The 15485-nt window shown below is 36.8% G+C and carries 13 protein-coding genes; all 13 read left to right on the forward strand.

Annotation, left to right across the window (positions count from 1 at the left end):
* The first annotated feature begins 90 nt into the window (after positions 1 to 90).
* On the forward strand, positions 91 to 798 hold the full coding sequence (gene walR, locus H280_RS0103290; protein WP_020059683.1) for a cell wall metabolism DNA-binding response regulator WalR: 708 nt from the start codon (positions 91 to 93) through the stop codon (positions 796 to 798).
* A gap of 3 nt (positions 799 to 801) precedes the next feature.
* A complete protein-coding gene (gene walK / locus H280_RS0103295; RefSeq protein ID WP_020059684.1) occupies positions 802 to 2643 on the forward strand; it encodes a cell wall metabolism sensor histidine kinase WalK in 1842 nt (613 codons plus the stop codon).
* Complete coding sequence (locus H280_RS0103300) at positions 2640 to 3977, forward strand: YycH family regulatory protein (protein ID WP_020059685.1); 1338 nt, start codon at positions 2640 to 2642, stop codon at positions 3975 to 3977. The genes walK and H280_RS0103300 overlap by 4 nt, the downstream gene beginning before the upstream one ends.
* Positions 3964 to 4782 (forward strand): two-component system regulatory protein YycI, encoded by an 819-nt coding sequence (locus H280_RS0103305; protein ID WP_020059686.1) that lies wholly within the window; start codon positions 3964 to 3966, stop codon positions 4780 to 4782. The genes H280_RS0103300 and H280_RS0103305 overlap by 14 nt, the downstream gene beginning before the upstream one ends.
* A complete protein-coding gene (locus tag H280_RS0103310) occupies positions 4779 to 5573 on the forward strand; it encodes an MBL fold metallo-hydrolase (RefSeq protein ID WP_020059687.1) in 795 nt (264 codons plus the stop codon). Before H280_RS0103305 ends, H280_RS0103310 begins: the two co-directional genes overlap by 4 nt.
* Positions 5574 to 5636: 63 nt before the next feature.
* Positions 5637 to 6830, forward strand: a complete 1194-nt coding sequence (locus H280_RS0103315; protein ID WP_020059688.1) for a S1C family serine protease — start codon at positions 5637 to 5639, stop codon at positions 6828 to 6830.
* A 52-nt stretch (positions 6831 to 6882) separates the two neighbouring features.
* Positions 6883 to 7068 (forward strand): CxxH/CxxC protein, encoded by a 186-nt coding sequence (locus tag H280_RS0103320; protein WP_020059689.1) that lies wholly within the window; start codon positions 6883 to 6885, stop codon positions 7066 to 7068.
* A 59-nt stretch (positions 7069 to 7127) separates the two neighbouring features.
* Positions 7128 to 7607, forward strand: a complete 480-nt coding sequence (gene rlmH, locus H280_RS0103325) for a 23S rRNA (pseudouridine(1915)-N(3))-methyltransferase RlmH (protein WP_020059690.1) — start codon at positions 7128 to 7130, stop codon at positions 7605 to 7607.
* A 554-nt stretch (positions 7608 to 8161) separates the two neighbouring features.
* Positions 8162 to 9757 (forward strand): DcuS/MalK family sensor histidine kinase, encoded by a 1596-nt coding sequence (gene dcuS / locus H280_RS0103330; RefSeq protein WP_020059691.1) that lies wholly within the window; start codon positions 8162 to 8164, stop codon positions 9755 to 9757.
* Between the two features lie 2 nt (positions 9758 to 9759).
* Complete coding sequence (locus H280_RS0103335; protein ID WP_020059692.1) at positions 9760 to 10467, forward strand: response regulator; 708 nt, start codon at positions 9760 to 9762, stop codon at positions 10465 to 10467.
* A gap of 222 nt (positions 10468 to 10689) precedes the next feature.
* Positions 10690 to 11658, forward strand: a complete 969-nt coding sequence (locus H280_RS0103340) for a 2-keto-3-deoxygluconate permease (RefSeq protein WP_020059693.1) — start codon at positions 10690 to 10692, stop codon at positions 11656 to 11658.
* 224 nt (positions 11659 to 11882) lie between these two features.
* Positions 11883 to 13601, forward strand: coding sequence for an NAD-dependent malic enzyme (locus H280_RS22975; RefSeq protein WP_020059694.1), 1719 nt, complete (start codon positions 11883 to 11885; stop codon positions 13599 to 13601).
* A gap of 698 nt (positions 13602 to 14299) precedes the next feature.
* On the forward strand, positions 14300 to 15295 hold the full coding sequence (locus tag H280_RS0103350; protein WP_020059695.1) for a glycosyltransferase family 2 protein: 996 nt from the start codon (positions 14300 to 14302) through the stop codon (positions 15293 to 15295).
* Positions 15296 to 15485: the final 190 nt, after the last annotated feature.

The raw sequence follows: 15485 nt of genomic DNA on the forward strand, positions 1-15485 counted from the left end.
CTTTTAAAATAGAATGAAGGGAAGCCTCTAGCAGTTGAAGCTAGAGGTTTTTCTGTAAGGAAGGCACTAAACGTTCAGGAGGAAACTAAAATGATGGGAAAGAAAATTTTAGTCGTTGATGATGAAAAACCAATTGCAGATATTTTAAAGTTTAATTTAGAAAAAGAAGGTTTTGAAATTGTAATGGCTCATGATGGTGATGAAGCCATTGAAAAGGCAAATGAAGAACAACCAGATATGGTTTTATTAGATATTATGTTACCAGGAAAAGATGGTTTAGAAGTTTGTCGTGAAATACGAAAAAACCATGAAATGCCAATTATTATGCTAACAGCAAAGGACTCTGAAATTGATAAAGTTCTTGGATTAGAACTAGGGGCAGATGACTATGTAACAAAGCCGTTTAGTACACGTGAGTTATTAGCACGCGTAAAGGCCAATCTACGTCGTCATCAACAAGGAGGCGCAGCTGAAAAAGAAGAAAATGCAGAGATGGTTATTGGTCCGATTGTGATTAACCCTAATGCATATAGTGTAACAAAGCGTGAAGAAAATATTGAGTTAACACATCGCGAATTTGAATTACTTCATTATTTAGCGAAGCATTTAGGACAAGTTATGACGCGTGAACATTTATTACAAACCGTTTGGGGTTATGATTATTTTGGTGATGTGCGGACAGTAGATGTAACAGTGCGTCGTTTACGTGAAAAAATTGAAGATAATCCAAGTCATCCAACTTTAATTGTAACAAGACGTGGTGTGGGATATTACTTACGCGATCCAGAGCAGGAGTAATATATGAAGAAAGTTGGTTTTTTTCAGTCTATTCACTTAAAGTTTGTATTAATTTACATGCTATTAATTTTAATGGCAATGCAAATTATTGGTGTCTATTTCGTTCGGGAGTTAGAGAAGAATCTTGTGAAAAGTTTTAAAGAATCATTAACGCAACGAACGAACTTACTTGCTTACAACTTAAAGCAGGAATTTGCGAAAGAAAGAGATAAAAAAGATCCTACTCTTGAAGAGGCACTTAAAACGAGTATAGAAGATTTTGCTTCTGACCGAAAAGCTGATATTCAAGAGGTTCGTATCATTGATGAGAGTAGTCGTGTATTGGCAACATCACATCAATATAATCAAGGTATTGTCGGAAAAAAAACAACGGATTTATTGGTAAAACGAGCCTTGGTGCAAAAAAACCCTGTTGAAAAAATGGAAATAGACCGCAATACAGGAAATCGTGTGCAAGTTGTTGCTACTCCTATTCAAGTAACTCAACTAAATAATAAGAAACCTTGTGTAATCTATATTGTTGCTTCTATGGAAGATGTTTATAAACAAATGAAGCTCATTAATCAAATCTTTGCAACAGGAACGGTTATCGCATTATTAGTAACAGCTGTGTTAGGTATTTTATTAGCGCAAACTATTACAAGACCAATTTCAGATATGAGAAAGCAAGCCATTGAAATGGCAAAAGGAAATTACTCTCGTAAGGTAAAAGTACATGGTCATGACGAAATTGGTCAATTAGCTCTGGCATTTAATAATCTATCGAAGAAGTTACAGCAAGCGCGTTCTTCTACAGAGAGTGAGAGAAGAAAGCTTTCGTCTGTATTATCTCATATGACAGATGGAGTAATTGCAACGGATCGAAAAGGAGATATTATCTTATTAAATGATCCGGCAGAAAAAATGCTTAACGTTTCACGTGAAACAGCATTAGATCAATCGATTTTAGAAATATTAGGCATACAGGAAGAGTACACATTAGATAATTTATATGAAGAACCAGACTCTGTTATATTAGATTTTAGTACAAGAGATGAGCCGTATATTTTACGAGCGAGCTTTTCTATTATTCAAAAAGATAATGGAAAGGTAAATGGTTTCATCGCTGTATTATATGATGTAACGGAACAGGAGCGAATTGAGGGGGAACGCCGTGAATTTGTGGCAAACGTTTCTCATGAACTTCGTACACCATTAACAACGATGCGAAGCTATTTAGAGGCATTGGGTGAAGGAGCGTGGCAAGATCCGAATATTGCACCGCAGTTCTTACAAGTAACACAAGAAGAAACGGAGCGGATGATTCGACTTGTTAATGCGCTGCTACAACTTTCAAAATTAGACAGTACAGAGTATCGTTTAATGAAAGAATGGGTAGACTTTACACAATTCTTTAGTAACATCATTGATCGTTTTGAAATGTCAAAAGAGCAGAATGTATCTTTTAAACGTTCATTTTCTAAGAGAACACGTTTTATTGAGATAGATGAAGATAAAGTTACACAAGTTCTTTATAACATCATTTCAAACGCATTAAAGTATTCTCCAGAAGGTGGAACAATCACATATCGTTTACGGGAAAGAGAAGATATGTTAGAAATAAGCATTAGCGACCAAGGAATGGGAATTCCGAAAGAGAACGTTGATAAGATTTTTGAACGTTTCTATCGCGTTGATAAAGCGCGTTCACGCAAATTGGGTGGGACAGGATTAGGTCTAGCAATTGCCAAGGAAATGATTCAAGCTCATGGCGGTTCGATTTGGGCAAAAAGCGAAGAAGGAAAAGGGACGACCATTTATTTTACGCTTCCAATGGAAAAGGAAGAAGAGGATGACTGGGAATGAATATTGAGAACTTAAAATCAGTCTTACTAATTAACTTGGTTGTTATTAGTGTATTTCTTACTTTTAATTTATGGACCTATGTACCTGATTCTAGTAAATTGCAAAATGCGAAATATTTACAAGACAATACAGAGGGAGAACAGAAGAGCCTTGCGAATGTAATTTTGCCTTCTCTAGTTCTTTTTCATAAAGAGAATACACATCTTGGAAGCGAAAATATGGATAGTATTGACCCGTTATATAAATTACTTGAAAGAGGAGAATTGTCCGATTTTAAAGATATATCAAATGATATCCCAAAACAGCAATTCTTCTCCTTTGTTCGTGGTAAAAACAAGATTGAAATGATTTTTCCTACACATATACCATTGGATTCTATGAGAGGCGTTTTTTCCATTAAAGAAAAAATTCCAGAGTCATATGGCTTTAATCGTATAATGATTGATTTACAAAAAAGTCGGGATGGTAATATTCCTGTATATTTCATTTCATATGAAAATCACAAGGTATATCATATGGTATTAAAAGGAGTTATGCTTCGAGATCTTGAAACGGCACGTGATCAATTTGCAGCTAGTGCGAGGGACTACTCTCAATACACATTAAGTGAGACGAGAGAGATATTTTTACCAGATACGAAAACGGATATGCAGAGTATGGGGTATTTAGTAAGTGATATATCCGAGGATATATTTATAAATGCATTATTTACAGATCCTCGTTATGTAAAAAAAATATCTGATGAACGTGAAAACACATATACAGATGGAATTCGCCTTATGCAAGTGGCGAAGAAAAAGAAAATGTTACAGTACACAAATTCAGCTGTATTAGAACAAGCAAATATATCTGGAAATGCGCTTGTTCAACGTAGTTTTGATTTTATTAATGGTCATGGTGGTTTAACAGATTCTTATCGTTTTGAATATATGAACTCTAGAAAAAGACAAACAACGTATCGTTTATATGTTGATAGCTTACCTGTATTTAACGAAAATGGCATGGCAACATTAGAAGAAGTGTGGGGAACGGAAGAATTAATTTCCTATAAGCGTCCATTGTTTAAGTTATCATGGAAATATGGTGATGATCAAAAAATCTCTCTTGCAGATGGTAAGACCGTTATGCAATCTTTGGAGAAAAATGGAAATGTGGATATGAAATTAATTCAAGATATTCGATTGGGATACAAGCTTACACCAGAGTCAGGGACAGATGGTAAAAATATTGCTGCAGTAAATTTAAAACCTATTTGGTATGTTGTATACGGTGAGGAAGATAAAGTTCAAGAGTGGTGCGAAGAGAAGGGGGGAGAGCTCATTGGATTGGAATAGGATTAAAACAATTTTTATTGTTACCTTTTTCATTTTAGATCTCTTCCTTATCTTCCAGTTTGTACAAAAACAAGATAGTAATCAACTTGATTATATGACGGAAACGAATATTGAAGACCAAATGAAGGCAGATAAAGTTACATTTGAGGATTTACCAAAAGAGTTGACGAAAGATACGTATATTATGGCGAAAAATAGAGTTTTTTCTGATGAAGATATACATTCTTTAAAAAATCAAACAGCGTCTTTACAAGAATCAAATACACTTGTAAGTAAGCTTAAAGAACCATTTTGGAATGCAAAGGCAACGACAAGTGATAACTATAGTGAATTTTTGCGTTCTTATGTAATTGATGGACAAAAGTATAGTGCTGCAGGAAAAGCAGAAGGATCAAAAGTGTATTTTTTTCAAAAATATAAGGATAAACCTCTTTTTTATAATCAACATGGGATGATTGTTGTGGAACTAAATGAAAAGAAGGAAATTGTGTCGTATACACAAACGATGCTGTATGAATTTAAAGAGATGGGAGATCGAAATAAAGAGTTGGATATTATTTCTGCTCGAAATGCATTAGAAACGTTGTATACAAAAACTGGATTGAAACAAGGAATTCATATAAAGGGAGCAAAATTAGGATATGCAACCGTGGTAGCTCCTTCTTCCTCAAATGTACAAGTTCTTGTTCCAACCTGGAATTTGTATACAGACAAAATGGACTACTTTGTAAATGCAGTAGAAGGACAAATTATTCAATTAGGTAAGGACAACAAGGAAATTGAGCAATGGAGTGAGGCTAAATGAGTTTGCATTTTAGTGTACTCGCAAGCGGCAGTACGGGGAATGCGCTTTATGTAGGGACAGAACGTGAAAAATTATTAGTAGACGCGGGATTGAGTGGGAAAGCAATGGAAGCGTTGTTTCAACAGGTCGAATTAGATATAAATAGTATATCTGGTATTCTTGTCACACATGAACATAGTGATCATATTAAAGGGCTAGGTGTGTTAGCCCGTAAGTATCATTTACCCATTTATGCAAATGAGAAAACATGGAATGCGATGGAACATTTAGTTGGCAATATTCCAACGGACCAAAAGTTTGTTTTCTCGATTGGAGAAGTGAAAACATTTGGAGATATTGAAGTGGAATCATTTGGCGTTTCACATGATGCTGCGGAGCCAATGTTTTATGCGTTTCATCATAATGGAAGAAAGTTAGCACTTATTACAGATACGGGGTATGTTAGTGACCGAATGAAAGGCGTTATTAAGGGAGCCAACGCTTTTGTGTTTGAAAGTAATCACGACGTTGAAATGCTCCGAATGGGACGTTATCCATGGAGTGTTAAACGAAGAATTTTAAGTGATGTAGGGCATGTTTGTAATGAAGATGCAGCTCTAGCAATGACTGATGTAATTACAGACGAAACAAATCATATATATTTGGCTCATCTTAGTTTAGATAACAATATGAAAGAACTTGCTCGTATGTCTGTTGCGCAAGTACTTGAAGAAAAAGGACTTGCTGTAGGAGAAGCGTTCCAATTGCACGATACTGATCCGAAAACGCCAACTAAAATTCAATACGTATAATTCTTCATTTTGGTAAATAATAAAGGGGAATCTAAATGCTTTCGGAAGGCTAGGTGAGCATAAATGTCCTTTATTGATGAAGAAGATGTTCAGATGAAACGAAAAAGAAAACAAAAGCATAAACATATTCTTATTTCTGTTGTAGCCGGAACTGTCATTGGTGCTACATTATTTGCTTTTGCTATTCCTACGTTTTCAAAATTAGGTTGGACTACGATAAGAGAAACAGAAGCAAGTGAAGAGAAACAGTATATAGCACAGTCTACTCCTCAAGTTGTGAATACAGGAGATGGCTTTGTTAAAGCTGTTGACCACGCTTCAGAAGCAGTGGTTGGTATTATTAATATTCAGCGTGATAATTTTTCAGAGGCAGATTCAGAAGCAGGAACAGGATCTGGTGTAATTTATAAGAAGGAAAAAGGAAACGCATATATTGTAACGAATAATCATGTTGTAGCAGGAGCAAATCGCATTGAAGTAAGTTTGAGCGATGGAAAAAAAGTTCCTGGAAAGATTTTAGGAACCGATGTGGTGACAGATTTAGCTGTCGTACAAATTGAAGAAAAATATGCGAAAAAGGTCATTGAACTTGGTGATTCTACGAAAGTAAAACGTGGTGAAGCTGCACTTGCAATTGGAAATCCGCTTGGTTTACAATTTTCAGGTACTGTAACGCAAGGGATTATCTCAGCAAATGAACGTATTGTACCGGTTGATTTAGATCAAGATGGACATTATGATTGGCAAGTAGAAGTATTGCAGACAGATGCTGCTATTAACCCTGGTAATAGTGGAGGAGCTCTTGTAAATGAAGCAGGACAACTTATTGGCATCAACTCCATGAAAATTGCTGCAAAAGAGGTTGAGGGAATTGGACTTGCAATTCCTGTCGCAAGAGCTGTCCCTGTGATGAATGAGCTCGAAAAGTATGGGAAAGTAAGACGCCCTTATGTTGGAGTTGAACTTAGATCTTTAAATGAAATTCCTACTTATTATTGGGAGAAAACATTGCATCTACCAGCCAATGTAACGGAAGGTGTATGTATTTTAGATGTGAAAAGTCCATCACCAGGTAGCGATGCAGGTTTACATGAATATGATGTCATTATAGCAGTTGATGGAAAAACAGTTCAGGATATTATTGCATTCCGAAAAGTCTTATATAATAAGAAAATTGACGATAAAATGACGATTACATATTATCGTGGGACAAAACGAGTAACAACAACTGTAAAATTAGGCAGTCAGCAGTATTAAAGCAGGAGGCAGCCCCCTCCTGTTTTCTGTTGTGGATAAGTGAGGTGAAATTATGAAGTTACCTTGTTGTTTAGAACATGTAGAGTTAGCGCTGGATATCATTGTGGATGAATGTGAAGTAGCTCCAGTTATCCACAATGTGGATAACGAAGAAGAAGAGAAAAAAACATGTGAATTTTGTCAAAATAAGGCGATATATGTTGTGTCGAACACAGATTCCCACACAATATGTGGATGATATATGTGGATATGTGGATAACTTCTGTGGATAACGTGTTTGTAAGGTGGGGAGTATATGTGAATATCTTAATTGTATCAATCGGAAAGTTAAAAGAAAAATATTTAAAACAGGGTATTGAAGAATACTTAAAACGATTATCTTCTTACGCGAAAGTGGAAGTTGTTGAATTACCAGATGAAAAGGCACCAGAAAATTTAAGTGAAGCAGAAATGCAAATGGTAAAAGAAAAAGAAGGGGTTCGTATTTTAGATAGAATTTCTGATGATATGCATGTCATTGCATTAGCAATTGAAGGAAAACAAAAATCATCAGAAGAATTCGCTGCAAACTTAGATCGTCTTGCTACATATGGAAAGAGCAAAGTGGCATTTGTTATTGGTGGATCGCTTGGACTAAGTAAAGAGGTGATGAAGCGCTCCAACGAATCATTGTCGTTCTCGAAAATGACTTTGCCTCATCAGTTGATGCGTTTAGTACTGTTAGAGCAGGTGTATAGGGCGTTTCGGATAAATCGTAATGAACCGTACCATAAGTAAATGAGGTTTTTTATTTTTATCTAGGCTAATAATGAGTTTGTAATAAAGTTAAATATATATCATACCTATGATGGCAATATCCTTCCGGTTTAGGGGTATTGTCTTTTTTTTTAGCTATTCCTTGCTTTTGAAGACCTGTTTTATTTCCTGGCTCAAATACTTTTTTTAATTACAAAAGGTGTCCTACCATTTTCAAGTACTACAATATAACTGGATAAATTTCTTTTTATGAAGTGAAAGTGTGTTCAGGGGCGTGGGCGTCCTGCGATTCTGAGCGAGCCGCTTCCGCTTTTCTAAAGAAGATAGGTGGGGACAACTGCCCGTAAAAGCCCGATTGGTGATGGAAGTTTCACTTTATTAAGAGCGGAGGATATTCAACTGTCAATTTTAAAAAATGCAATGGTTCTGACCTTAATTATAGCAAGTGCCATTTTGCTAATTCGGTGATTATTGATAAAGGCTGCTTACAGCTTTTTTATGAGCTTAGCGGCCTTTTGTAACTTTTTGGATAAGTCTTATACATACTATAATTTTGATAATACCTGGAGGAGATTATGAAGAAGGGCAAACTTAGTTTACAAGCCATTATTATTATATTTGTTTGCATTGTCGTCGTATTATCACTTGGAATAACTGATTTAATAATAAGCAAGAGAATTACTTCCAGTGTGGAAGAAGCAGAGAAAGAGAAGGCTCTCAATGTTGCAAAGATGGTAGCCCTTAGTCCGCAAGTGATTGAAGCCCTTGAAGGGAAAGCAAACCAGAAAAATGTCCAAGTTTTTAGTAATCAAATTAAAGAAAAGATTAATGTCAACTTCGTTGTTGTTATGGACATGAAAGGAATCCGTCAATCTCATCCAGACCCCGAATTGGTTGGAAAGCCCTTCATGGGAGAAGATGAAGGGCCAGTTCTTAAAGGAAAAGAGTATGTGTCCATTTCAAAGGGGACTCTCGGCCAATCCATGCGGGCATTTACTCCAATAAAAAATTCACAGGGAAAACAAGTGGGAGCGGTTGCTGTAGGAATTACTTTAGAGAGCGTTACAAAGGCGGTACAGAAAGGGCGAATGGCGATCGTTATAGGGACGTTAATCGGAATCCTAATAGGTGTAATCGGTGCAGTGTGCCTAGCAAGATATATCAAAAAAACTCTTTTAGGGCTCGAGCCGATTGTTATTGCTAAGCTGCTTGAAGAACGTAGTTCCATGCTACAGTCTGTGCGTGAGGGAATCATAGCCATCGACCAAGTAGGGAATATCACACTTGTAAACAGGGCAGCCAGTAAGCTTTTTAAAAAGGCCGGACTTGGAGAGAATCCTATAGGGAAGAACATTGAAGATTATTTGCCAGAAACCCGGTTAAGTCGCATTATCAAATCGGGCGAGACAGAGCTCGACCAAGAACAGAACCTGCATGGGGTCACCATTTTAGTAAACAGGGTACCAGTGATTGTGCAAAATCAGCCAGTGGGAGCAATCGCAACATTCCGTGATAAAACCGAGGTTCAAGTTTTGGCTGAACAGCTTACAGGTGTACGCAATTATGCGGAAGCTCTTCGTGCTCAGACTCATGAATTCATGAATAAACTTCATGTCATTCTTGGTCTAGTTCATACTGAGCAATACGATACACTTGCTAGCTATGTGAGTGAAGTCGTTAACCACCGTGAAACGGAAGTGGGCTTTGTAACGAAACAAGTCCAAGATCCGGTTCTTGCCGGGTTTTTGATTGGCAAGCTAAGCTTTGCAAGAGAATCAGGGGCCTTACTTTCATTTGATAGCGCAAATACACTTCCCAAGCCTGCCAACTCGGAAATTACACATGATTTAATAACGATAATTGGAAATCTTGTCGATAATGCAATGGAGGCAATTGTAGACAGTCCAAACAAAAAAGTCGACCTTATACTAGATTACGCAGAGGATATTTTAACAATAGAGGTTAAAGACACAGGAGTGGGAATGACGAATTCATTCCAAAACAAAATATTGAATAAAGGTTTTTCAACGAAAGGAAATCACCGTGGGTTTGGATTATACTTGTTGGCACAGGCAATTGAAAGACTGGAGGGGGACCTAATTATTTCGTCCAAGCCTGGAAAGGGAACGGATTTTGCTGTATATATACCTTATAAAGCAGAGGATGTATGAAAATGATTAATGTAATGATTGTTGAAGATGACCCGATGGTAGCAGAAATTAATAAGCAGTACCTTTCTAAGATTGCCGGGTTCCGTTTAGTTGCAATAGTCAATTCAGTTGCTGAAGCCATTCAACTTTTAGGGAAACATGATATTCAGCTCATTCTTCTGGATATTTTTATGCCTGGAAAACAGGGTCTGGAGCTGTTATCGTACCTTCGGAAAAATGATTTTGAAAGTGATGTCATCATTATTTCAGCGGCCTCAGATCTTGAACGAATTAAGAGGGCATTAAGGTATGGTGTTGTCGACTATTTAATTAAACCTTTTGAGTTTGATCGGTTTAATGCTGCGCTTGTTGCCTACCTTGAGCAAACTCGGTTAATTGATAAACAGGATTCGGTAAGTCAGCAGGAGCTAGATTACTTACTTTTGCACAGAGAAGAAGCAGTAATCGCAGAGGAACTCCCAAAGGGATTAACCAAGGATACTTTAAAGCAGATATGGGATGCGGTTCAAGAGTTGAAACAGGGGCCCTTTTCCACTGATGAAGTAGCTAATGTTATAGGCATTTCAAAGGTTTCAGCAAGAAAGTACCTTAACTTTCTAAAGGACTTAGGAATACTTGAAGTCAAAGTCATCTATGGAACAATCGGACGGCCTGTATATCAGCATGAATATAACCAATATAAGGAACATCTAATAAAAAACTTTTTGTAAGCAGTTTTTGAAACTGCTTACTTTTTTTATTTACAAAAAGGATTATTAAACTTTCATAAACTACGAAAACGCTTTCTTTGTGGATATGATAGACATGTAACAAAACAAAGAGAGATTAAAACGTAGTACAAGGTGCAAGAAAATTGGAATCGATTTCTTAAATTACTGGGAAAATAACGGATTCCTTTCGAGATTATAAAAACTACTTTAGGAGGGTTAAAAGTGCAAATTCCAATTAAGAAAACGCTTGATAAAATCCCAGGTGGTATGATGGTTGTTCCACTTTTTTTAGGAGTATTAACGAATACATTTTTTCCGCAATTTTTAAAAATTGGAGGTTTTACAACGGCATTATTCAGTAAAGAAGCATCATCTACCATTTTGGCATGTTTTATGTTTTTAATTGGTTCACAAATTAATTTCAAATTAGCACCAAAGGCAATAAAAAAAGGTGCAATATTATTAACAGGAAAATTTATAATCGGTGCCGGTATAGGTTTAACTGTAGCAATGATTTTTGGGCCTGCCGGAGTACTAGGATTATCACCATTAGCCATCCTTGCGGCGTTACTAAATGCTAATGGTGGATTGTATGCATCTCTTGCTTCATCGTATGGTGACGAAACTGATGTAGGCGCATATGCTGTATTTTCTTTAAAAGATGGTCCGTTTTTCACATTAGTTGCATTAGGTGCATCCGGCCTTGCTACAATTCCTCTTCACACACTTGTAGGAGTATTAATTCCAATAGTAATAGGAATGATTTTAGGAAATATTGATTCTGATATGAGAAAGTTCCTTGGAAGCAGTAAATTATTATTAATTCCATTCTTCTCATTCCCATTAGGTGCAGGAATGAACCTTACAACTATTATAAAAGCGGGAGGTCCTGGCATATTACTAGGATTAGTAGCTGCATTCACTGGAATTGGGGCTTACGTACTTTTGAAGTTATTTAAAGAAAATCCTATCGTTGGTTTAGCAACAGGTTCAACTGCCGGAAATGCTGTAGCTACACCAGCTGTTGTTGCTGCAGCAGATCCAACCTTAGCTGCAATAGCACCATCCGCCACTGCACAAGTTGCAGCAGCATGTGTAATATCTGCAGTAGTCTGTCCGATTATTGTTAGTTATGCATTTAAAATGTCCGAAAAGAAAAAAGCTAAAAAACCAATTGCAGGGGCAGCATGACAATAAAGTAAAAATCTACTGTTATCCTATTCATCATGCTGCTGAAGCTTTTAAGCCAATTTGAAAATGAAACAAAGAAAAAGCAGTCAGCGGTTTCACTGTCTACTTTGTTTAGTTACAAAAAAGGTCATTAAGATAAAAAACTAGTGGGATAAGGATAAATTTATTAACATAGTTGAGGTATTGTCAGAATAGCTATTTTAAGATAGGAGGAAGGAAACACCATGAATGTACCTGAGAATGTTATTATTACTACAATAAAAGGAAAAGAAGTTCTCTCCAATCCTTTTTTGAATAAAGGAACAGCTTTTACGAAGGAGGAGAGGGAAGACCTTGGACTTGAAGGTCTGTTACCTCCACAAGTACTCACCCTTGATGAACAAGTTAGTAGGATCTATGAACAATATTCGATGCAGACGACGAATCTGTTCAAAAACGGGTTGCTTTATGATTTATATAACCGCAATGTTGTCTTGTTTTATCGTCTTTTGAAAGAACACCTGGCAGAAATGCTCCCTATCATCTACACTCCTACTGTCGGTGATGCAATTCAGTCATACTCCCATAGCTATCGTCGTCCAGGTGGCTTATATCTTTCCATTGATGATCTTGAGGGCATTGAAAAGGCATTTTATAATTTAGGAAAGCCCAAAAATGGTATTGATTTAATCGTCGTTACCGACTCTGAAAGCATTCTTGGTATTGGGGACCAAGGGATAGGCGGTATTAATATTGCGATTGGTAAACTTGCCGTGTACACAGCTGCAGCTGGGATTGATCCGAGCCGTGTTCTGCCAGTTGTGTTGGATGTTGGCACGAACAATCAGACTTTGATTGCAGACCCTATGTATATCGGCAACAAATTCGCACGTGTCCGCGGTGAGCGTTATGATCAATTCATTGATTTATTCATTCAGACTGCAAGAAAGTTCTTCCCAGAGGTTCTTCTTCACTGGGAGGACCTTGGCAACGTCAATGCGCGAAAAATCTTGGACAAATGCGGTGACAAAATCCTTACCTTCAATGATGACATCCAGGGAACAGGTGCTGTTACTCTTGCTGCTATTATGTCTGCTTTGAAAGTAACAGGAGAATCCCTAAAGGATCAGCGCATTGTTGTCTTTGGACCAGGGGCTGCCGGCATTGGTAACGCAGACCAAATGACAGATGCCATGGTTTTAGAAGGGTTGACTAGAGAAGAAGCCTATGATCGTTTTTGGGCTGTTGACTATCGGGGTCTACTAACAGATGAAACACCAGATGTTCTGAACTTTCAGAAGCCTTATACAAGACAGGTGGATGAAGTTAAGGACTGGGGTAAGAATGAGGAAGGGATCATTTCATTAATGGAAGTAGTTCAAAGGGTGAAGCCAACCATCCTAATTGGTACTTCCGGACAAGCCGGTGCCTTCACTGAGGATATTATAAAAGAGATGGCCAAGCACGTTGAACGTCCAATCATTATGCCAATGTCCAACCCGACTGCACTAGCTGAAGCAGTGCCAGAAAACCTAATCAAATGGACAGATGGAAAGGCGTTAATTGCGACTGGCAGCCCATTTGCCGATGTAAAATACAAAGGTGTTACCTATGAAATCGGGCAGTCAAACAACGCATTTGTGTTCCCAGGGCTTGGACTTGGAGCAATTGTTGCAAAAGCTGAAATCATCTCAAAAGGAATGTTCGCAGCAGCAGCAAATGCAGTTGCCAAAATGTCAGATATCAGCACATCAGGCGCATCCCTGCTGCCATCCATTGAAAAGCTTCATGAAGTCTCAAAATATGTGGCCATTGAAGTAGCTCATGCTGCAATACACGAAGGAATTGCAAGAGTAGATATTCAAGATGTTGAGAATGCTATTGAAGATGCTATGTGGAAGCCTGAGTATAAAGAAATTAAGAGTGTAGGTATTTGGACAAACATTAATTCCTATGCATATTAAATAGTTAAATAAAATGCCTGTACTCCTGGTAATTGATCGAACTTTCGGTATTCCGGGCAGTGACAGGCATTTTTTGTAATCAACTAGATTAAATGGATCAAAATTATGACTAGCTCTTGCAATTGAGAGGTGGTCTTTTTTGTGCTTCTGTTGGAAAGATTTCATATTTTTGACTCAACAACATTGTCATCATCCCTCAAGTATAAGGATACGCATGGTTTATTCACTTTTCCTCCTTAACTGTTTATTGCCTATACTCTAGTCAACACGAAGAAGAACAAGAATATATAAATACAAATTGAAAAAATGACATAAAAACCAATTTTTTAGGGGAGGGGACGAGAGCAACTGGCCATGCATAGAGGCGGTCGGTCCCTTTTTCTGCCATGTGCAAAGTTTAAAACAAAGATAGACAACAAGTAGCGACCATGTTTTGTTCTGCATGGCAGCGACTTAGATGTTAAAAGGTCAACTTGTATTTATATATTCAACGTTATATCTATATTCTATTTATACAAGTGATATGAAAATCTCTGAATGGTTAATGACATTGAAGAAGTTATTCATAAGAATTATAATCGAAAAAATGGATATTATTACTTTTTATAGTTATATATGTTAAAATTATAGGGGTGTTTGGTAAACTGAATTTTCGAAATATACGAAAGTAGAGTTTTTTAAAATTAAGGAGTGGAAAAATGGCGCGCAATGTACCCTTATTGACGATTGTTGTTCCCTGCTACAATGAAGAAGCTACACTAGAGGAAACAACAAAAGAACTAACGAGAGTTATGGATGATTTAGTTGTTAATAATAAAATAAGTGATGAAAGTATTATTTTCTATGTAGACGATGGAAGCTCTGATAACACTTGGGGCATAATTGAAGAAAAGACAGTAACCAATCCGTATGTCCAAGGGTTAAAATTAAGTCGGAATTTTGGACATCAAGGAGCATTAATTGCTGGTTTAGAATCAGCAAGGGATTTTTCAGATTGTGTTGTCTCAATAGATGCAGACCTTCAAGATGATGTTAACGTTATCTATCAGTTTATCGATAAATATCAAGAAGGTTATGAGATTGTATATGGAGTTCGAGATAAGAGAGACACGGATACCAAATTTAAAAGAAACACTGCTTTATGGTTTTACGGCCTCATGGGAAAAATGGGCGTTAAGTTAGTACCCAATCATGCAGATTATCGTTTAATGAGCAAAAGAGCGTTGGACGAATTTATAAAATATCAAGAAGAAAACTTATTTATTCGCGGAATCGTACCTTTATTAGGCTTTAAATCTACTAATGTTTATTATGACCGCAAAGAAAGATTTGCTGGCGAATCAAAGTATCCATTAAAGAAAATGATTGCTTTCGCTTTTGATGGACTTACTTCATTTAGCGTTGCACCAATAAGGTTCGTTTCATATTTAGGATTTTTGATGGTGCTTATCGGGATAGGAATTGCTCTTTATGCATTATTTGCAAAAGTTTTTTCATATACGACTAGTGGCTGGACCTCATTGATGCTATCCATTTGGATTGTTGGAGGAGTACAGTTGTTGGCAATTGGAATTATTGGTGAATATATAGGGAAAATTTTCAAAGAAACAAAAGGGCGACCAAGATATACAATTGAAAAAAATAGTGTTCTTGAGGAACAAAAAGAATACGTATCAGACCTAATTAAAAAGTAAATAAGAAATAAGAAGATTCATCCTTACAAAGGTATTTTGGCGTGGGTGTTCAAAAAAACTATTAGTCTCTCATTGACTGTATAGCTAAGAAGAATTCTATAGAAAAGTATTCTTAGGATGGACAAAACTTAGAAGTAGTTACTAACAATTATTTTAGGATAGGTATTAAGTTTTAAAGGGGCATAAGCTG

The organism is Bacillus sp. 123MFChir2 (assembly GCF_000383235.1).
GTDB lineage: Bacteria > Bacillota > Bacilli > Bacillales > Bacillaceae_G > Bacillus_A.

Excerpts from the sequence above, each read along its gene's own strand:
- walK (WP_020059684.1), top strand. The coding sequence starts at position 802 with ATGAAGAAAGTTGGTTTTTTTCAGTCTATTCACTTAAAGTTTGTATTA.
- H280_RS0103315 (WP_020059688.1), top strand. The coding sequence starts at position 5,637 with ATGTCCTTTATTGATGAAGAAGATGTTCAGATGAAACGAAAAAGAAAA.
- H280_RS0103300 (WP_020059685.1), top strand. The coding sequence starts at position 2,640 with ATGAATATTGAGAACTTAAAATCAGTCTTACTAATTAACTTGGTTGTT.
- H280_RS0103335 (WP_020059692.1), top strand. The coding sequence starts at position 9,760 with ATGATTAATGTAATGATTGTTGAAGATGACCCGATGGTAGCAGAAATT.
- walR (WP_020059683.1), top strand. The coding sequence starts at position 91 with ATGATGGGAAAGAAAATTTTAGTCGTTGATGATGAAAAACCAATTGCA.
- H280_RS22975 (WP_020059694.1), top strand. The coding sequence starts at position 11,883 with ATGAATGTACCTGAGAATGTTATTATTACTACAATAAAAGGAAAAGAA.
- dcuS (WP_020059691.1), top strand. The coding sequence starts at position 8,162 with ATGAAGAAGGGCAAACTTAGTTTACAAGCCATTATTATTATATTTGTT.
- H280_RS0103320 (WP_020059689.1), top strand. The coding sequence starts at position 6,883 with ATGAAGTTACCTTGTTGTTTAGAACATGTAGAGTTAGCGCTGGATATC.
- H280_RS0103350 (WP_020059695.1), top strand. The coding sequence starts at position 14,300 with ATGGCGCGCAATGTACCCTTATTGACGATTGTTGTTCCCTGCTACAAT.
- H280_RS0103310 (WP_020059687.1), top strand. The coding sequence starts at position 4,779 with ATGAGTTTGCATTTTAGTGTACTCGCAAGCGGCAGTACGGGGAATGCG.